The organism is Sphingosinicella xenopeptidilytica (genome assembly GCF_042676985.1).
In the GTDB taxonomy this organism is placed as follows: domain Bacteria; phylum Pseudomonadota; class Alphaproteobacteria; order Sphingomonadales; family Sphingomonadaceae; genus Sphingosinicella; species Sphingosinicella xenopeptidilytica.
The window spans coordinates 545,318-563,733 of record NZ_JBHTIK010000002.1; the positions used below are offsets into that span (position 1 = coordinate 545,318).

Annotated in this window: 15 protein-coding genes; 9 read left to right on the forward strand and 6 right to left on the reverse strand. The window is 65.0% G+C overall.

What is annotated here, in order from left to right; all coding sequences use genetic code 11:
- The first annotated feature begins 22 nt into the window (after positions 1 to 22).
- The 5 genes from ACFQ00_RS05525 to ACFQ00_RS05545 are packed head-to-tail and all read left to right on the forward strand — an operon-like array spanning position 23 to position 8,610.
- Complete coding sequence (locus ACFQ00_RS05525; RefSeq protein WP_381487364.1) at positions 23 to 2,206, forward strand: TonB-dependent siderophore receptor; 2,184 nt, start codon at positions 23 to 25, stop codon at positions 2,204 to 2,206.
- A gap of 44 nt (positions 2,207 to 2,250) precedes the next feature.
- The gene (locus ACFQ00_RS05530) at positions 2,251 to 3,684 is read left to right on the forward strand and encodes an amidohydrolase family protein (RefSeq protein WP_381487366.1); all 1,434 of its coding nucleotides are present in this window, start codon (positions 2,251 to 2,253) and stop codon (positions 3,682 to 3,684) included.
- Positions 3,681 to 4,946: an amidohydrolase family protein gene (locus ACFQ00_RS05535; RefSeq protein ID WP_381487369.1), complete on the forward strand. Its 1,266-nt coding sequence runs from the start codon at positions 3,681 to 3,683 to the stop codon at positions 4,944 to 4,946. Before ACFQ00_RS05530 ends, ACFQ00_RS05535 begins: the two co-directional genes overlap by 4 nt.
- A complete protein-coding gene (locus tag ACFQ00_RS05540; protein ID WP_381487372.1) occupies positions 4,943 to 8,194 on the forward strand; it encodes an LpqB family beta-propeller domain-containing protein in 3,252 nt (1,083 codons plus the stop codon). Before ACFQ00_RS05535 ends, ACFQ00_RS05540 begins: the two co-directional genes overlap by 4 nt.
- A complete protein-coding gene (locus ACFQ00_RS05545) occupies positions 8,191 to 8,610 on the forward strand; it encodes a hypothetical protein (protein ID WP_381487375.1) in 420 nt (139 codons plus the stop codon). Before ACFQ00_RS05540 ends, ACFQ00_RS05545 begins: the two co-directional genes overlap by 4 nt.
- A 6-nt stretch (positions 8,611 to 8,616) precedes the next feature.
- Here the strand turns inward: ACFQ00_RS05545 and ACFQ00_RS05550 are convergent, their stop codons facing one another.
- From ACFQ00_RS05550 to ACFQ00_RS05575, 6 genes are all read right to left on the reverse strand, one after another.
- A complete protein-coding gene (locus ACFQ00_RS05550; RefSeq protein ID WP_374594131.1) occupies positions 8,617 to 9,375 on the reverse strand; it encodes an AraC family transcriptional regulator in 759 nt (252 codons plus the stop codon).
- A gap of 60 nt (positions 9,376 to 9,435) precedes the next feature.
- Entirely contained in the window at positions 9,436 to 10,446 is a 1,011-nt protein-coding gene (locus tag ACFQ00_RS05555) for a histone deacetylase family protein (RefSeq protein ID WP_381487379.1), read from the reverse strand.
- 63 nt (positions 10,447 to 10,509) lie between these two features.
- Entirely contained in the window at positions 10,510 to 11,388 is an 879-nt protein-coding gene (locus ACFQ00_RS05560) for a MurR/RpiR family transcriptional regulator (protein ID WP_381487382.1), read from the reverse strand.
- Between the two features lie 133 nt (positions 11,389 to 11,521).
- Positions 11,522 to 12,529, reverse strand: a complete 1,008-nt coding sequence (locus ACFQ00_RS05565) for a DUF1611 domain-containing protein (RefSeq protein WP_381487385.1) — start codon at positions 12,527 to 12,529, stop codon at positions 11,522 to 11,524.
- 24 nt (positions 12,530 to 12,553) lie between these two features.
- A complete protein-coding gene (locus ACFQ00_RS05570; RefSeq protein ID WP_381487389.1) occupies positions 12,554 to 14,056 on the reverse strand; it encodes an N-acyl-D-amino-acid deacylase family protein in 1,503 nt (500 codons plus the stop codon).
- 94 nt (positions 14,057 to 14,150) lie between these two features.
- Positions 14,151 to 15,305, reverse strand: a complete 1,155-nt coding sequence (locus ACFQ00_RS05575; RefSeq protein ID WP_381487393.1) for an alanine racemase — start codon at positions 15,303 to 15,305, stop codon at positions 14,151 to 14,153.
- 201 nt (positions 15,306 to 15,506) lie between these two features.
- On the opposite strand from ACFQ00_RS05575, the gene ACFQ00_RS05580 reads away from it, so the two are divergent.
- Genes ACFQ00_RS05580 through ACFQ00_RS05595 form a run of 4 tightly spaced genes read left to right on the forward strand, consistent with a single transcriptional unit; the run spans position 15,507 to position 18,408 of the window.
- The gene (locus tag ACFQ00_RS05580) at positions 15,507 to 16,703 is read left to right on the forward strand and encodes a lipid-transfer protein (RefSeq protein ID WP_381487396.1); all 1,197 of its coding nucleotides are present in this window, start codon (positions 15,507 to 15,509) and stop codon (positions 16,701 to 16,703) included.
- 1 nt (position 16,704) lies between these two features.
- Complete coding sequence (locus ACFQ00_RS05585) at positions 16,705 to 17,148, forward strand: MaoC family dehydratase N-terminal domain-containing protein (protein WP_381487399.1); 444 nt, start codon at positions 16,705 to 16,707, stop codon at positions 17,146 to 17,148.
- Positions 17,141 to 17,581 (forward strand): MaoC family dehydratase, encoded by a 441-nt coding sequence (locus tag ACFQ00_RS05590; protein ID WP_381487402.1) that lies wholly within the window; start codon positions 17,141 to 17,143, stop codon positions 17,579 to 17,581. The genes ACFQ00_RS05585 and ACFQ00_RS05590 overlap by 8 nt, the downstream gene beginning before the upstream one ends.
- Positions 17,578 to 18,408: an SDR family NAD(P)-dependent oxidoreductase gene (locus ACFQ00_RS05595; RefSeq protein ID WP_381487405.1), complete on the forward strand. Its 831-nt coding sequence runs from the start codon at positions 17,578 to 17,580 to the stop codon at positions 18,406 to 18,408. Before ACFQ00_RS05590 ends, ACFQ00_RS05595 begins: the two co-directional genes overlap by 4 nt.
- Positions 18,409 to 18,416 lie beyond the last annotated feature (8 nt).

The following is an 18,416-nucleotide window of genomic DNA, read 5'->3' on the forward strand; positions in this document are numbered from 1 at the left end:
ATTTCATCGAAGGGGGAATGCAATGACCGTTCATGACCGGACGCTGAAAACGCTGCTGCTTGCCGGGGCGGCACTTACAGGATTCACTACGCTTCCCGCGATGGCACAGGAGGCCGCGCCGACGGGCGCTTCTCTCGAAACCACGCGCACCACGGTGGGCGGGGAAGAGATGATCGTCGTCACCGCGCGCAACTATGTGCCCGAAGGCAGCGCGACGGCGAGCAAGACCGACATCCCGCTTATCGAGACGCCGCAGTCGATCTCGGTGGTGACGCGCGACCAGATCGATCTTCTGAACTTCATCGATGCGCAGCAGGCCGTCCGCTACACAGCGGGCGTGTTCGGCGAGAACTACGGCCCCGATCTGCGCTTCGATTTCTTCACCGTGCGCGGCTTCACGCCGAAGCAGTACATCGATGGACTCGCTGCGCCGATTTCGACCTCGATCTATTCGGTCGGTGTCGATCTCTACGCCTTTGAATCGCTCGACCTGCTCAAGGGCCCGGCCTCGGTGCTCTACGGCAACGCCCCTCCCGGCGGTATCTACAACCAGGTCAGCCGCCGCGCGCAGAGCGCCCTTGGCGGCGAGATCAGCGCCAAATACGGCGAGGATGATTACAAGCAGCTGGCTGCAACGGTGACCGGGCCGGTTTCCAGCTCGCTCGATGCCCGCTTCACCCTGCTTTACCGCGACCGCGATGCTGAGCGCGATCATGTGTCTGCCAAGCGGTTGACGGCGGCGCCGACCTTCACTTGGCGTCTTGGCGAAAGCACGTCGCTTACCGGCCTCGGCTATTATCAGTACGACGAGGTCCGCGGCGATACGAACGGCTTCCTTCCCGTTTATGGAACGCTGCTCGACAACCCCATCGGCAAGGTGAAGCGGAGCGTCAACCTCGGCGATCCGAACAATCTTTATGAACGTCGGCAGTTCGCGCTCGGCTGGGATTTCCGGCATGAATTTTCGGAAAGCCTTAAATTCAGCTCGAACACAAAGTGGAGTGAATACAAGGAGCGGACTCCTACGGGCATCTACGGCGGCGGCGGTCTCGTAAACACCACCGATCCGCTTGATCCCAGTTATTATCGTACCGTTCAGCAATACAATTTTAGCTATGCTGAAGATGTAAAGAGTTTTGCGACCGACAACCGGATCGACGTGAATTTCGCGACCGGAGGTGTGGAGCATAAACTGCTGGTCGGCGCCGATTACCGTAACGTCTACAACAAGGCGGATTTCGGCTTCATCTTCGCCAACACGATCGATCTGTTCGATCCCGTGTACGCACCTCAGCTTGATTACACGCCCGGCTATGCATTTTCTTTCAACAACCAGCGCCTGAAGCAGACCGGCATTTATGCGCAGGATCAGGTTCAGTTTGGTAACTTGTACGTTACAGCTGGCGGACGATATGATTGGGTGAAGGTCAAGGCAATCGCAACCGGTGCTGAAACCAAGCAGGATAAGTTTACATACCGTTTGGGTGTCAACTATGTAGCCGAAAACGGCATCGCACCTTACTTGAGCTATGCGACTTCATTCGAACCCACAATCGGGACAAACGATCAGGGCGATCCCTATGATCCAACCACGGGCCGTCAAATTGAAGGAGGGGTCAAGTATGATGCCCGAGGTCTGGGAGATGACATTAAATTGTTTGTTACGGCCGCGGCCTTCCAGATCAAACAAAAGAATCTTGTTTCGTCGCAAGTAGGCTCTACTGGGGCGCCGATTGGCAATGTCCAATCTGGTGAGGTTGAAGTCTATGGCGGAGAGGTGGAAATTGTCTCTCGCATCCGAGAGCAATTATCGATCAATGGATCGTACAGCTACAATCACAGCGAGGTGAAGAAGAGCCTCTTCGGTGATGCTGGTGCAGTCCTACCAACGACACCGAAACATAAGTTGTCGTTGTTCGTCGATTACACGATTCAGCAAGGTTCGCTCGGTGGTCTCGGGTTCGGGATCGGAGGCCGATATACGAGCAAGAGTGCTGGTGGTCTCCCGAGCGGAGGTCCGGTGTTCTTGGGTGAAAGTGCGACGTTGTTCGATGCGATTGTCCACTATGATACGCCAGAATGGCGCTTTGCAATCAACGGGTCCAACATCTTTGACAAGGTGTACGTGGCGCGATGTGCGAGTGTGTCCGGCTGCACCTATGGCGCCGGTCGTCAGGTGATCGGAACGGTGACGCGCAAGTTCTGATTTGTATGCGTAAGCGTGGGGTGGGGCGGCAAATGGGGGATGACATGAACACACGCGGACAGCTCCGCCATGTCATCCTCGCGGTTGCCGCCGCAGCCCTCTTCGCGTCCCCGGTGGTCGCCGCGAAGAAGAAGGAGGAGGGGCGTCAATCCTCCCCTGTGTCTCCGTCCGCGCCGGACCCGTGGCCGAGTACATACAGGCCGCTGCCGCGCGCGGACATGCTGATCACCGGCGCCACGATCCTCGATGGTGCCGGTGGTCGGCACGACGCGGCCGACGTGCTGGTGCGGGACGGGCGCGTGGTCGCCGTGGGCCGCAATCTCGATGCGGGCGGTGCGGCGGTCGTCGACGGGCGCGGCAAATGGGTGACGCCCGGCATCATCGATGTGCACAGCCATAACGGCACCTTCGTGGTGCCGCTCACGTCGGTCGACGAGCACGGTTCCGATGTGACCGAGATCAGCGATCCCAATGCCGCCGAGACATGGATCGAGCACGCGGTGAACGCGCAGGACGTCGCCTTCGATCGCGCGCTCGCCGCCGGTGTGACGACGCTGCAGATATTGCCCGGATCGACGACGATCATCGGCGGGCGTTCGGTGGTTCTGAAAAATGTTCCCGCGATCACCATGCAGGGCATGAAATTCCCCGGCGCACCGCAGGGTCTGAAGATCGCCTGCGGCGAGAATCCGAAACTCTACTACGGCGGGCGTGGGAGTGCGCCGAACAGCCGCCAGGGCGAGCTTGCGATGTTCCGCGCCGCATTTTCCGCCGCGCAGGATTATCTCGAACGGTCGCGCGGCGAGAAGTCGGGCAGGGGCGGCGGTCATGGTGGCCCGAGGGGACCGCGCAATCTCGAACTCGAAACCCTTAGCGGCGTGCTCACCGGAGACATACGCGTGCAGGCGCATTGCTACCGCGCCGACGACATGGCGGTGATGCTGGGTCTTGCGCGCGAATATAATTTCCACATCGCAGCCTTCCACCACGCGACCGAAGCCTACAAGATTCCCGGGATGCTGCGCGAGGCGGGGACGTGCGCGGCGGTCTGGTCGGACTGGTGGGGCTTCAAGGTGGAAGCGCAGGACGCGATCCGCGAGAATGCCGCGTTCGTCGAGGCTGCGGGCGGCTGCGCGATGATGCATTCGGATTCGCCGCAGGTGGGGCAGCGCCTGACCATCGAGGCTGCCAAGGCCGCGGGTGCGGGGCGCCGCGCGGGCGTGTCCTTGCTGCCGGAAACGATCATCCGCTGGGTAACGAGCAACCCCGCGAAGGCGATGGGTCTGGACGACCGTATCGGCACGCTCGCGCCCGGCTACAACGCCGATCTCGTGCTGTGGTCGGGCGACCCGTTCAGCATCTATAGCCATGCCGACCGCGTCTACATCGACGGCGCACTCGTCTACGATCGCGCGAACCCGGCGTATCGGCCGCGCAGCGATTTCGAGATCGGCCGCACGGAGGCTGCACCGCGATGAAACAGATGCTTGCCGCCCTCACGATGCTTGCGACGTTGCCCGCACATGCTGAAACCGTGGCGATCGTGAATGCGCGGGCGTGGACGATGACGGCGGAGACGCCGATCGAGAACGCGATGATCGTGGCGCGCGACGGGAAGATTGTCTCGATTGCGGGCGCAGGCGCGGTTCCCGCGGGTGCGCGCGTGATCGACGCGGCGGGCCGTGTCGTGACGCCCGGCCTTGTCAACGCTGCGACGCAGCTTGGGCTTACCGAGGTTTCGGGCGCGCGTGAAACCAACGACCAGTCGGTGGCGAGTGGGGCGCTCGGCGCGGCGTTCGATGTCCAGTACGCGCTCAACGCCAATTCCACGCTCGTCGCGCAGGCGCGGGCAGATGGCGTGACCGAAGCGATGGTGTTTCCGGGCGGTTCCGCCTCCGCTCCGTTTCAGGGGCGCGGCGCGCTCGTGCATCTGCAGCCGGACGGCGACATTCTCGATCGCGCGCAGGCGGCGCTGTTCGTGCGCGTCGGCAGCGGCACGTCGGACAAGACGGGCGGTTCGCGCGCGGCGCAGTGGCAGCTTATCCGCAATGCGCTCGACGAGGCGCGCGCACCGCAGGGCATCGACCCGCGCGAGCGCCTGCTCGGCCGCCTCGACCGCGCGAGCCTTGCGCCTGTGCTCGATCGGCGCATTCCGCTGGTGATCGCCGCCGAGCGGGAATCGGATATCCGGCAGGCGATTGCACTTGCCGATGATTACGGCATTCGCATCGTCATCCTTGGCGGCGCGGAGGCGTGGCGCGCGAAGACGGACCTCGCGGCGAAGCGGATTCCGGTTATCCTCGATCCGATGCTCAACCTGCCGCTCAGCTACGACCAGATCGGCGCGCGCCTCGATAATGCTGCGCTGCTTTCGAATGCGGGCGTGCGGATTGCGTTCACTGTGCCCGGCTTCGGCATTCATCTCAGCTACAATGCCGGATCGGCGCTGCGCGAAGGCGCGGGGATCGCTGCTGCGAACGGGCTGCCCTATGCGGCGGCGCTCCGCGCGATCACGCGCAGCGGCGCGGAAATTTGGGGCGCCGACGACCGGCAGGGCAGCATTGCGCCCGGCAAGGCGGCCGATCTTGTGATCTGGGATGGTGATCCGCTGGAGCCCCAGTCCGGCCCGGCGATCGTGCTGATCGGCGGACGCGAGGCACCGGATGCGTCGCGGCAGGCGGCGCTGCGCGATCGTTACCGGCCGGGCGCCGAAACGCCATTGCCGCCGGCATACCGATGAAACGCTGCCTCATCCTCTCCGCGCTGATCGCGTGGCCCGCCGCCGCGCACGAGCCCGGCGAACTCGGACTTCCGATGCTGGCGCCTGCGGCACAGACCGGAACACCGGTCGCCGCCGCGCCGCGCATCCAGTCGCCGGGGCAGACGCTGCCGATGAAGCCCACGCGGCGCATCGCCTTCGAAACGCGCGAGGCGAGCTGGGCGTCGCTGTCGCTGTCGCCCGACGGCAGGACGATAGCCTTCGATATCCTCGGCGATCTCTATGTGATGCCGGTATCGGGCGGTCAGGCGAAGCCGATCGCGCGCGGCATGGCGTTCGAAACGCAGCCGGTGTTCTCGCCCGACGGCAAGTGGCTCGCCTTTGTCAGCGACCGCTCGGGATCGGAAAACCTGTGGGTGATGCGCCCCGATGGATCGGGCGCGCGGCAGATCAGTTTTCGCGACGAGGTTTCGCCGATCACCTCGCCGGCGTGGAGCGCGGACGGCAGCGCGCTCTACGTGACGCGGTTTCGGCCCGAACTCAACGCCTACGAATTGTGGCGGCACGCGCTCTCCGGCGCGGAGGAGCTGGTGGTGCCGGTGCGGTCGAGCCCCGATCAGGACCGCAGCGGCTTCCGGCATTCGGTTGGCGCCAATACCTCGCGCGACGGCCGGTATCTCTATTATGCCGCGCTCACCGGCAGCATCAATTTCGACAGCGTTCCCGAATGGACGATCCGCCGTCGCGAGCTCGCGACGAGCGCGGAAAGCGTGATCCTGCCTGAACCGGCAAACCGGCGCGGCGGGCCCGCGGGCGCGTTCTTCCGGCCCGTGGTGTCGCCGGACGGGAAGATGCTGGCCTATGCGACGCATCACGACGGCGGCACCGCGCTTCACGTGCGTGACCTTGAAACGGGCACCGACCGGAGGCTCGCATTTCCGGTGCAGCGCGATCTCGCCGAGGCTGCGCTGTGGCAGGATCTGTTTCCCGGCTATGCTTTCACGCCCGATGGCAAGGCGCTGATCGTCGGCACCAATGGGCGGATCGAGCGCATCGACGTCGCATCGGGAGCGCGGACGAACATCGCTTTCAGCGCGAAGGTCGACGTGGAACTGGGCACCCTGCAGGCGCCCGATATCCGACAGGAGACAGGCCCGGTTCGCGCGCGGCTGATCCAGACGCCGGTGCTGTCGCCGGACGGACGCACGCTCGCGTTCTCGGCGCTCGGCCGCGTCTATCTGATGCCCGCGGATGGCAGCGCGAAACCGCGCCGCCTGACCTCTGGCGGTGATCCCGAATTCCATCCCGCGTGGTCGCCGGACGGCAAGAGTCTCGCCTATGTCACGTGGACCGCGAAGGGGGCGGGACATGTCTGGATGGCACCGCTCGATGGCGCGCCACGTCGTTTGAGTGCTGCTGCCGATTATTACACGAACCCCGTGTTCACGCCGGACGGTAGTACCGTTCTTGCGCTGCGTTCGGCACAGGCGGCGCGACTGCTCACCTACATGGAATTCGGTAATCAGCGGCAGGCGGCGCTCGTGTCGCTCCCTGTGGCGGGTGGGACGGCGCGTGAAATCCTCTCCGACACGATGGGCGGCAAGCTGCATTTCGCGGCCAATCCCGGTGAAGTGTATCTGCAATTCGGGGACGGTCTCAATGCCGTCGATCTGACAAGCGGCAAGCGGCGGCGCGCGGTCTCCATCGTCGGGCCGGGCTATTATTTCATCGAGGGGCCGGTGCCGGTCGATGATGTCCGCATCAGCCCGGACGGGACGCACGCCATCGCGATCATCGCGCAGCAATTGCATCTCGTCGACCTGCGTGGGAATTCGGAAGGCAAGGTCGATCTTCTGACGCCCGGCCCTTCGCATCGCCAGCTTTCCGATGTCGGCGCGGATTTTCTGGAATGGGCGGATGGCGGGCGCACGATCACGTTGGCGGTTGGATCGACGTTCTACAGGATGCCGCTCGATGGCACGAAACAGACGACGATGGAGATGGTCGTCGAGGTGCCGCGCGACACGCCTTCGGGGCGTCTGCTGCTGAGCGGCGCGCGCGCGATTACGATGAACGGCGACACTGTGATCGAGGATGCCGATATCCTGATCGACGGTGACAGGATCGCCGCTGTGGGCGCGCGCGGTTCGATTTCGGTTCCCGCGGACGCTGTGGTTCGCGACGTGCGCGGCAAGACGATCGTGCCCGGCTTCATCGACACGCACGACCATGTCGCGGACGTGCGCCGCGATGTGCTCGACATGCAGCCGTGGGGACCGGCCGAGCGACTAGCCTATGGCATCACGACGGCGTTCGATCCTTCCACGCTGACCATCGATGGGCTCGCCTACGAAGATCTGATCGATGCGGGTCTCGCGGTCGGATCGCGTATGCCTTCGACGGGGACGGCGCTGTTCTCGTTCAACCGGTTCGAGTCACTGGATGAGGTGCGCGCGGTGCTGCGCCGCTACCGGGATCATTATCGCACGTTCAACATCAAGCAGTATCAGGCGGGCAATCGCCGCGTGCGCCAGTGGATCGCGATGGCGGCGCAGGAACTCGGAATGCTGGCGACCACCGAGGGCGCGCTGTCGCTGAAACTCGATCTCGGCCAGATCGCCGACGGCTACGGCGGCAGCGAACATGCGTTGCCGGTGACGCCGCTCGGGCACGATGTGATCGAATTCGTCGCGCGCAGCGGGAGCGCCTATACGACGACGCTGGTGATCACCAATGGCGGCCCGCCGGGGCAGGATTATTTCATCGCGCGCGACAACCAGCACGACGATCCGAAATACCGCCGCTTCACGCCGCACTTCGCGGCTGACACGAAGATGCGTTCGCAGCGCTGGCACATCGATTCCGACTACAGCTTTCCGGCGGTCGCAGCGGGTGCGGCGGCGATCCAGCGTGCGGGCGGTACGGTCGGGATGGGCGCGCACGGTGAGCTTCCTGGCATCGGGTACCACTGGGAGATGGAAGCGCACACGATGGGCGGCATGACACCCACCGAGGTGCTGCGTGCGGCCACGATCGGCGGTGCGCGAACGATCGGGCGCGGCGCAGAATTCGGCAGTCTCGAAGCGGGCAAATATGCCGATCTCGTCATCCTCGATGCTGATCCGCGCACGGATATCCGCAATGCGCGCCGCATAGCGCAGGTGATGAAAAACGGCCGCCTCTACGACGGTGCCACGCTCGACGAGGTCTGGCCGCGCACACGGGCGCATGAGGCGCCGTGGTTCGGGACAAATGGAGATGACAGATGAGAATTATGACCGCGTTCCTTGCCTTGGCTCTCGCGTCGCCAGTGGCGGCGCAGACCGCGGCCGCGCCCAAGGAATTTCCGAAGAGCCTCGTTGAAATCTATCGCATCGCACCGGGGCAGCATGAGGCGTTTCTGCGCTTCATCGCGCGTACCGATGCCGTGAATGCCGAAGCCGGTTTGCCGCCGCGGCAGCTCTATGTGCACAGCGACGGCGAAGGATGGGACTTCATGCTGATCCAGCCGGCGGAAACGCCCGCGGACAAGCGTGCGGCGCTGGACGCGGCGTGGGAGAAGAGCGGGCTGCCGTCGGGCGCGGATTTCTTCTTCGAAATCCGCAAATACATTGCGGAGCACAGCGATACGTTTGCCAAGGGGCCGACGACGGCCGCGGACTTTCTCGCGTCCAAAGCGAAGTAACGTCGCTCAGCCGCCGACGTACTGGCTCGGCGGCACGCCGAACGAGCGGTGGAACATCGCGGTGAATGCGCTCGGGCTTTCGTAGCCTACGTCGTAGGCTACGTTGGTGACGGAGACGCCGGACGCGAGGAGCGACAGCGCCTCCATCAGCCGCACCTGCTGCCGCCACGTGGCGAGGCCCATGCCCGTCTGCTGCTTGAACAGGCGCGTGAAGGTACGGCGGCCCATGCTCGCAAGGCTCGCCCAGTCGTCGATGTCGCGCGGGTCCGCGGGGTCGTCGAGTATGGCCTGACATACCCTGAGCAGGCGGCTGTCCGCTGGCATACGCGCCATCACCGGGATGTTCGGCATGTGCTGGATTTCTTCGAGCAGCAGCCGGACGATCCGCCCCTCGCGGCCTTCCTCGTCATAGGCGGGCTGGAAGCCGAAAACCTCCTGAATGAGCGCGCGTACCAGCGGCGAGACTTCGAAGACGCGGCAGGCGTGCGGCAGGTATTCGATGTCGGGATCGATGAATACCGTGTGGATGTTCACGGGACCGCGGCAGATCGCCTTGTGCCGCACGCCGGCAGGAAGCCAGATCGCGCGCTGGGGCGGCAGCACGAAGCTCGAATGATCCGTGATGAACAGCATAACGCCGGAGTTGGCGTAGGAGAGCTGGGCACGATCGTGCGAATGGAAGGGGTCGACGAAACCCGCCGGATAATCATCCTCGAAGCCCATCACGGGCCTGAGTTCGAGGGGATAATCCGTGCTCCGCTTCATTGGCCTGTTTCCGATAAACAGGCTTATAGTATTGCGTTTTGGCCTTCCCCGCAAGATCGCCTAGTCTTGGAAACCGGAGAGGAAGCGGGCGACATTGCCGCCGAGATCGCCGACAGCGTAGCCGCCTTCCATGATGATTGCGGTCGGCAGACCCAAGGCCGCAATGCGTGCGCCGATCGTGGCGAAATCCTCGGTTTCAATTGCGAAGTGCGAGATCGGGTCGCCGGAAAACGTGTCCGCACCGAAGGAGAGAACAAGCAGTCTGGCACCCCAATCATTGATACGCGCCAAGGCGATATCGAGTGCGGCCAGATAGGCATCGATCCGTGTACCGCGCGGCATCGGGATGTTGAGCGTCGCGCCGTCGCCATCGCCGCTGCCGGTCTCGTCGGCATGGCCCCAGTAATAGGGATAGTCGGTCGCCGGGTTTGCGTGGATCGAGGCGAAGAAGATGTCGCCGCGCGCTTCGAAGATATCCTGTGTGCCGTTGCCATGATGATAGTCGACGTCGAGAATGGCGACAGGCCCCGCGCCGGCGGCGTGCGCGTGCTGCGCGGCAATCGCGGCGTTGTTCAGATAGCAATAGCCGCCGAGATAATCGGCACCGGCGTGGTGCCCCGGCGGGCGGCAAAGCGCGAAGGCCGTGCGCGCGCCCGCAAGAACGGCATCGAGCGCGGTGAGCGCGGTCTGCGCCGACCAGTAGGCGCCGTCCCACGTGCCCTCTGCGATCGGTGTCGAGGCGTCGAAGCTGTATTGGCCGAGCCGCGCATCGATGCGGTCCAGAGACAGCTTGCGGCGACGGACAACGGGCCACGTGTAGGCGATCGCATCATCTTCGCGCAAAGCGGCACGCCATGCCGCGTGCGCGCCTTTCAGGAAGGCGAGATAGTCCGCGTCGTGAACCGCTTCGATCGGCGCCATGCCGAAATCTCGTGCGGGTGCCGGTGTGCCGATCGCTTCCCGGATATTGCGCGCGCGATCAGCGCATTCGGCATAGGGCGTCCATGCGCCGTTGTGCAGTTCGCGAAGTGGGGCGTGGCGGAGCTGGCGCTCATCGAAGAATGAGATCATGCCGCGGAGATAGCATTCAATGCCACCGGCCGGAAAGCCCCGCGACGGTGTCGCGGGTGCGCGTCATGCATCGCTTCCGCGCGTGCGCGTCGGCCGCACGAAGCCCACGAAATCTTCGTAGAGCGCGCTGATCCGCTCCAGCCGCTCCTCGACGTCGCGGCCGCCGCCGTGGCCGACGATGTCGTTCACGAGCAGGTTGACGAGGCCCGTCATCGGCACCGCGCTTTGCCAGAACAGCGCGCCGTCGCTGTCTGCCGCCAGCACGTTTGCGGTGAGGCGCGGCGCCCAGTCGCAAAGCGTATCCGTGATGATGACGAGCGGAATGCCTACGTCCGCCGCGCGCTCCGCGAGATGGCGCGATGTGCTGGAATAGCGGCGGACATCGATGATGACGAGGCAGCGATCGCTTGGATCTTCGATGAGCACATCGGCGAAATGCCCGGAGGCGCTATCGATCAGTTCCACGCCGGGGCGTACATACTGAAGATTATGCGCAAGCATCGCCGCGATGCCCCGCTCGGTCTGGAAGCCGACGATCTGCACCCGCCTGCTGCGCGCGATCAGCGCCACTGTATCCGACCACACCTTGTGCTGGCTGCGCTCGTAGACGGCGACGAGCAGCTCGATCTCGCGTTCCAGCGTGCGGCGGCGCTTGTCGCTGTCGGTGAAGTCGGAAAGGAAATCCTGGAAGGCCTGCCCGGCGAGCCACGGCAGGTGCGCGGACATGCGCAGGTGCTCTTTCAGTTCCCGGAAATGCTTGAAGCCAAGCATTCGGCAGAACCGGCCAACTGTTACCGCGCTGACATCGAGCCGCTGCGCGATCGATGCCGCCGTTTCGAACGGGATCATCTCGCGGTTGTTGAGCAGGAACAGGGCGATCTGGCGCTCCGCAGCCGTGTAACTCGCATTTTCGGCCTCGAGCCGCGTGAACAGGTCGCTCATTTCATTCTCGCTCTGCACACTCTGTCGCGAATGTTTTCAGAATAACATTCGCGACAGAGTTGTCATCACATTGGTAGGCAGGGCGAGGGAAAGGGGAGGAAGCGCCGATGCAAAGATTCTGCGGGCTACAATTTTACGCGAACACGTCCAGCAGGTGATCGACGATGGGCGCGGGTCCGAACCGTAGCGGATCGCAGGCGGGGAGGCCGAGTTCCGCTTCGGCATCCCGGATCGCAGCGCGCGCCGCGTCTTCGCTGAGCAGTGAGGTGTTGAGGCTGATGCCGATGCCGCGCGCATTCGGGTTGGTGAGCTTCGCGGCGGCGACATGCACGGCGAGTGCATCGGTGAGGGAGGGGCAAGGGTAGGCGCCCTCATAGCCCTGGATTTCCCGGCGCCCCGCCTCGTGGCAGATGACGAGCGCGTCGGGCTGGCTGCCGTGGACGAGGCCGAGCGTGACGCCCGCATAGGCCGGGTGCAGGAGCGCGCCCTGTCCCTCGATCACATGCCAGTGACCCGGCGCCGCATCGGGGGAGAGCCACTCCGCGGCGCCCGAGATGAAATCGGCGACGACAGAGTCGATGGCGATGCCGCGCCCGGTGATCATGATCCCGGTCTGCCCGGTGGGGCAGAACGTGGAGGGCACGCCGCGTCGCTGAAGCTCGCGATCGATGGCGAGCGCGGTGTATTTCTTGCCCACCGCGCAGTCCGTTCCGACCATCAGCAGGCGGCGGCCGGAGCGCTTCTTGCCCGTGCCGGTCTTGAACGTCTGCTGCGGACGGCGGAGATCGTGCAGCGTGCGTCCGTGTGCCTGCGCGGCTTGGGATATTTCCGGGTGATCGGCGAGGCGCTGGTGCAGCCCGGCCGCGACATCAAGACCCGCCGCGAGCGCCGCCGTGATGTGCGGCACCCATTCGGGGGCGATATAGCCACCGTCGTTGGCGATGCCGATCACCAGCGTGCGCACGCCCTTTGCGGCGGCTTCGGCGAATGTCATGTCTGGCAGGCCGAGATCGACCGGGCAGCCTTCCATGCGATACTGGCCCGCACAGTCTCCCGCGCGCCATTCGGCAAGGCCCGAGGCGGTCTTGGCCCAGCCGATATCGGGAGCTGTCCCCAGAAAAAGCAAAAACGGTGGCTGCATGGGTTTCAGTTTCCGGTTGGAGGTTCAGTTGGCCCGGCGGATCGGCTTGCCCGGCCGGGCGCCGGTGGCCTTGCCGGTCTCGACGACGGCGACGCCGTTCACCCACACGGTGCGGATTCCGACGGGGAGGGCCGTGGGGTTTTCGATCGTCGCGCGGTCTGCGACGGTCGCGGGGTCGAACAGCACGAGATCGGCAGCCTGTCCAACGGCGATGCGGCCGCGATCACCGATGCCCATGTGATCGGCGGCAAGTCCGCTCATCTTGTAAATCGCCTCTTCGAGCTTCAGCCGGCCCGTCTCGCGCACCATCCATGCGAGCACGCGCGGAAAGGCGCCTGCGCCGCGCGGGTGTGCGTCCTCGATGCCGCCGTCCGAGCAGATATTGCTGTGCGGCCAGGCGATGAGCGCGGCGACATCGTCGTCCGCCATCGAACGGCCCATCACCACATTGTGCATTCCCTTCGCTTCGGCTTCGACGATGAGGTCGAGATAAGCGCGCGCCGGGGGCACGTGGCGCAGCGCGGCAACCTCGGCAACGGTCTTGCCGACGTAGGCGGGGTTCGCGGGATATTGGGTGAGACGCAGATCCTCCGGCCGCGCCATGTGCGCGAGCGCGAACTCGGCTGCGGCGAGATCGGTGAAATCCCGCTTCGGCAACAGCACTTCGAGGTTCGATTGCCAGTAGGTGTAGGGGTAGACGTCCGCCGTCACGTCGATGCCTGCGCGGCGCGCGGCGTCGAGCTTTGCAAGGAGGGGCGCGGTGTCGCCCCAGCGGTCGACGATCGCGATCTTGAAGTGCGAGATCTGCACGGGAAGACGCGCGGTGCGGCCGATCTCCAGCAGCTCGTCGACTGCGGCGTCGAGGCGCGTGTCCTCGCTCCGCATGTGGCTGATGTAGCGTCCGCCATGCCGCGCGGTGGCACGGGCGAGCGCCATCACCTCCGACGGGTCCGAATAGATGCCCGGATCGTATTCGAGCCCGGTCGACAGGCCGAGCGCGCCTGCGCGCATGTTGTCCTCGACGACGGCGACCATGCGCTCGACCTCGGCGGGTGTCGCTGCGCGCTTGTAGTCCGCGCCCATCACGGCGTCGCGGACGCTGTTGTGGCCGATGTACGTGGCGACGTTCACGGCTGCGGGCTGCGCTTCGCGCTTCGCGAACAGGCCCGCGACGGGCAGAGGGCCACCGCCATCCTGCCCGACGACGATCGTGGTGATGCCCTGCGCGGCCGCCGCGAGCGCATCGAGGTGAGCATCGAGATTGCGGTCGTGGTGGCTGTGCGTGTCGATGAAGCCGGGCGCGAGCACGAGACCGCTGCCTTCAACGACGGGAACGCCCTTGCCGTGCGCGCGCTTGCCGACGGCGGTGATGCGGCCGTCCTCAACCCGCACATCGGCCTTGCGCGCCGGTGCGCCGGTGCCGTCCACGACGGTCGCGCCGACGATGACGAAGCTTTCCGCGGCGGAGGCCGTCGCCCAAAGCGCGACTGCGGGAACGAGCGCGGCACGCAGCACCGATCGAATCATGACGGCTCTCCCTTGCAGGCGATGTTCGTATAATCGCCTGAATCTCATCATTGTTATCTTTCTGACATGACTGCCGACATTGCGCAAGCCGCGATCACCAGCCCGAGAAGCGCGGCCAGCGCGCTGTAACCGCGCCGCCTGTGTCGGTGAGCAGATAGGCGGGATGCTGCGCGGCGGTGGCGCAGGCGTGATTGGGCAGCACGCGCAGCCGGGTGCCGATCGGATAGGCCGAAAGATCGAGCGGCGTGCCGTCGCGGCGCCCGACGAGGCCGTGCTCCTGATTGGCTCCGGTGACGATGAGATCGCCGATGATCGTGCCGCCCGCGTCGCAGACGAGCCCGTAGCCCTGATCGACGCGCTGCGCCGCCGTGCCGCGATCGCGCGACATCGCCATCCAGCCTGCATCGATGACGAGGCGGCCCTGTGCCTTCTGATATCCGATCACCGTCGCCAGCACGGAAAGCGCGATCTCCTCTGGCCGGCAGACGCCGATCCCCGCCATCACCAGATCCTGAAAGATGTAAACGCCCGCGCGCACCTCGGTGATCCCGTCCAGCGCCCGCACGAACAGCGCGGTCGGTGTCGAGCCCATGCTGACGATGGGGCAGGGAAGCCCCGCCGCCCGCAGCCTCTCCGCCGCGTGCACAAGTCCGGCGCGCTCGATCTCCGCATGGGCGGCAATCGCATCCGCGCCCTCGCAACTGTAACTTTCGCCCGCGTGCGTCAGCACGCCGCCGAGCAGCCCCGCCTCCGCCAGTGTGCGCCCGATGACGAGGAGTTCATCCGCCTCCGGTGCGACGCCGGAGCGGTGGCCATCGCAGTCCACCTCGATCAGCACGGTGATGCCGCTGTTTCCGGTGATCGCATCGGCGACCGCGCGCGCGATATCGGCGTCGTCTAGGATGATCTGCATACGGACGCCTGCATCCGCCAGCGCGCGGACGGCATCCAGCTTCGATGGAACGATGCCCACCGCGTAAAGAATGTCGTTGAAGCCCGCCTCCGCGAACCTGTGCGCTTCCATGAGCGTCGACACGGTGATCGGCCCGGTGCCATCAAAGACCGCGCGAAGCACATCCGGCGATTTGGCCGTTTTGACATGCGGGCGGAAGGTAACGTCGAAGGGCGCGAGATGGCCTTCCATCCGACGGATGTTGGCGGTGAGGCGGGTCTCATCGAGAACCAGCGCGGGCGTCGGTGCCTGGAGCAATGTTTGCGGAGCGGATGTCATATCGTCCTTGAGTGCCATTTTTCTATCAGGGGTACTCGGTTGTCATACAGAAATCGCGCAGGCGTACCACGATGCTGCGCCTCGCACGCGCCTTTATGTCCGTCGCAGCGGTTTCCGTACATGCACGACGACGTCCTCGATCCGTCAGCTCCGAAGAAAACGCCTGCCGATTGACACCCCACTGCCTCACCAATAAGGGTACTACCTAGTAGAAGAAAAATGGAGGATGAGATGGCCGCGAATGTGGTGGTCGCCGGGGTGGGGATGCTGCCGTTCGTGAAGCCGGGCACCAGCCCGAGCTACGACGAGATGGGCGCCGCTGCGGCGCGATTGGCGCTGGATGATGCGGGCATCGACTATCGCCTCGTCGAGCAGGCCTATGCCGGCTGGGTCTATGGCGATTCGACCGCTGGGCAGGCGGCACTCTACCGCGTCGGGCTGAGCGGCATTCCGATCATCAACGTGAACAACAATTGCTCGACCGGCTCCACCGCGCTGTATCTCGCGCGGCAGGCAATCGCGAGCGGCGCGGCGGAGTGCGTGATCGCGGTCGGCTTCGAACAGATGACGCCGGGCGCGCTCGACACTGTGTTCAAGGACCGGCCGAGCCCGCTCGCCGACTTCCTCGCCATCGCTGACCGCAAGTTCGGCGATCTGACGGCGGTTCCGATGGCGCTCAGGCTCTTCGGCGGGGCCGGGCACGAGTATCAGGAACGCTACGGCGCCCGCACCGAAACCTTCGCGGCGGTGCGCGCCAAGGCGAGCCGCCACGCCGAGCACAACGACAAGGCGATCTTCCGCACGCCGATTTCGGTCGAGGACGTGATGGCCTCGCCGTCCATTTTCCTGAACGTCACCCGCCTGCAATGCTGCCCGCCGACGTGCGGCGGCGCGGCGGCGGTGCTGTGTTCGGAGGCCTTCGCGCGGCGCCACGGTATCGACACGGCGATCCGCATCCGCGCGCAGGCGATGACCACCGATACCAACAGGACGTTCGACGGCGACAGCCTGATCCGTGCGGTGGGCGCAGACATGACGCGCAAGGCTGCCGAGAGCGTTTACGAAGCGGCGGGCCTCGGCCCTTCCGATGTCGATCTGGTGGAACTCCACGACTGCTTCACCACGAACGAGATCATCACCTACGAGGGCCTCGGCCTCTGCGGGGAAGGTGAAGCGGAGCGTTTCGTCACGGACGGCGACAACACTTATGGCGGCGCTGTCGTCACCAACCCGTCGGGCGGTCTGCTCAGCAAAGGGCATCCGCTCGGCGCAACGGGCCTCGGCCAATGCGCCGAGATCGTCAGCCAGCTTCGCGGGCAGGCGGGATTGCGGCAGGTGGATGGTGCGCGCATCGGCCTGCAGCACAATCTCGGGCTCGGCGGCGCCTGCGTCGTGACGCTCTACGAGCGCGTCTGACATGGTCGATCGCAGCCATATCGGCCTTGAGCTGAAACCCTCCGAACACGTCGTCGAGGCCGGTCGCCTGCGCTTCTTTGCGCGTGCGACCGGGCAGGACGATCCGGTCTTCGCCAATGCCGAGGCGGCGCGCGCGGCGGGCTATCCCGCCATCCCCGCACCGCCCACGCTCGGCTTCTGCCTCGAAATGGACCGCGACGAGCCGCTCGATTTCCTCGGGCAGCTCGGCATCGATCTCGGCAAGCTGCTCCATGCCGAACAGCGTTTCGATTACCGGGCGCCGATCTTCGCGGGCGATACGATCCGCTTCACCTCGCGCGTTGCCGATGTCTACGAAAAGAAGGGCGGCGCGCTCGTCTTCGCGACCATCGAACGCGAGGCGCGCAAGGCAGACGGCACGCTTGCCCTGACGGCAACAACGACACTGGTGGTGCGAAATGGCTGAGCGCGTTGCATTGGACGGCGGCACGCCGCCGGGAACCGAGATCGCCAGCCTCACCATGCCGCCGATCACGCGGCACACGCTGGCGCTCTATTGCGGCGCGTCGGGCGATCACAATCCGATCCATGTCGACATCGACTTCGCGAAGCGCGCGGGTTTCCCCGATGTCTTCGCGCATGGAATGCTGGTGATGGCGTATCTCGGCAATCTGCTGACCCACATTGCGCCGGTCGAACGGCACAGGAGTTTCAGCACGCGCTTTCAGGCGATCACGCAGCTTGGTGATGAGATCACCTGCACGGCGACCTTGCAGTCGATCGACGAGCAGGACGGCGTGCCCGTCGCGACGCTGGCGCTGACGGCGCGCAATCAGACAGGCGAAGTGAAATTGGCGGGCGACGCGGTGGTCGCGCTCGCGGAAGGGGACGATCGATGAGCAAGCTCAAGGGTAAGGTCGCGCTGGTTTCGGGTTCGGGGCGCGGCATCGGACGCGCGCTGGCGCTGAAGCTGGCGAGTGAAGGCGCGCGCGTGGTGGTGAACGATCTCGATGCCGATCCGGCCGAAGAAACCGTGGCGGCGATCCGGGCGGCGGGCAGCGACGCCATTGCCGTTGTCGGCAGCGTCACCGACGATGGTTTTGCGGATCGTTTCGTGCGCGCTGCGATGGAGGGCTTCGGTGGCCTCGACATCATCGTGAACAACGCCGGCTACACGTGGGACAATGTCATCCACAAGATGTCGGACGAACAATTCGATGCGATGTACGATGTCCACGTCAAGGCGCCGTTCCGCATCCTCCGCGCCGCGGCGGAGCCCATTCGCATCCTGTCGCGCAAGGAGGCGGACGAAGGGCGCGAGGTCTTCCGCAAGGTCGTCAACATCGCTTCGATCGCGGGCATCGGCGGCAATGCCGGGCAGGTGAATTATTCCTCGGCGAAGGCGGCGCTGGTCGGCATGACACGGACGCTGGCGAAGGAGTGGGGGCGCTACAAGGTCAACGTCAATTGCGTCGCCTTCGGGCTCATCAACACACGGCTTACGCAGCCGCTGACATCGGGCGGCGCGACGATCGATGTGGAAGGCCGCGAGATTGCCGTCGGCGTGCAGCCTGCGTTTCTGAGCGCGATGGAAAAGCAGATGATCCCCATCGGGCGTGCCGGTACGCCGGAAGAGGCGGCGAACGGAGTCTATCTCTTCTGCAGCCCCGAATCCGATTATATCTCGGGCGAGCTCGTCACCGTCGGCGGCGGCATCCGGCTTTAGGGCACGGC

Coding starts and splice junctions, on each gene's coding strand:
- ACFQ00_RS05525 (WP_381487364.1), top strand. CDS start 23: ATGACCGTTCATGACCGGACGCTGAAAACGCTGCTGCTTGCCGGGGCG.
- ACFQ00_RS05530 (WP_381487366.1), top strand. CDS start 2,251: ATGAACACACGCGGACAGCTCCGCCATGTCATCCTCGCGGTTGCCGCC.
- ACFQ00_RS05535 (WP_381487369.1), top strand. CDS start 3,681: ATGAAACAGATGCTTGCCGCCCTCACGATGCTTGCGACGTTGCCCGCA.
- ACFQ00_RS05540 (WP_381487372.1), top strand. CDS start 4,943: ATGAAACGCTGCCTCATCCTCTCCGCGCTGATCGCGTGGCCCGCCGCC.
- ACFQ00_RS05545 (WP_381487375.1), top strand. CDS start 8,191: ATGAGAATTATGACCGCGTTCCTTGCCTTGGCTCTCGCGTCGCCAGTG.
- ACFQ00_RS05550 (WP_374594131.1), bottom strand. CDS start 9,375: ATGAAGCGGAGCACGGATTATCCCCTCGAACTCAGGCCCGTGATGGGC.
- ACFQ00_RS05555 (WP_381487379.1), bottom strand. CDS start 10,446: ATGATCTCATTCTTCGATGAGCGCCAGCTCCGCCACGCCCCACTTCGC.
- ACFQ00_RS05560 (WP_381487382.1), bottom strand. CDS start 11,388: ATGAGCGACCTGTTCACGCGGCTCGAGGCCGAAAATGCGAGTTACACG.
- ACFQ00_RS05565 (WP_381487385.1), bottom strand. CDS start 12,529: ATGCAGCCACCGTTTTTGCTTTTTCTGGGGACAGCTCCCGATATCGGC.
- ACFQ00_RS05570 (WP_381487389.1), bottom strand. CDS start 14,056: ATGATTCGATCGGTGCTGCGTGCCGCGCTCGTTCCCGCAGTCGCGCTT.
- ACFQ00_RS05575 (WP_381487393.1), bottom strand. CDS start 15,305: ATGGCACTCAAGGACGATATGACATCCGCTCCGCAAACATTGCTCCAG.
- ACFQ00_RS05580 (WP_381487396.1), top strand. CDS start 15,507: ATGGAGGATGAGATGGCCGCGAATGTGGTGGTCGCCGGGGTGGGGATG.
- ACFQ00_RS05585 (WP_381487399.1), top strand. CDS start 16,705: ATGGTCGATCGCAGCCATATCGGCCTTGAGCTGAAACCCTCCGAACAC.
- ACFQ00_RS05590 (WP_381487402.1), top strand. CDS start 17,141: ATGGCTGAGCGCGTTGCATTGGACGGCGGCACGCCGCCGGGAACCGAG.
- ACFQ00_RS05595 (WP_381487405.1), top strand. CDS start 17,578: ATGAGCAAGCTCAAGGGTAAGGTCGCGCTGGTTTCGGGTTCGGGGCGC.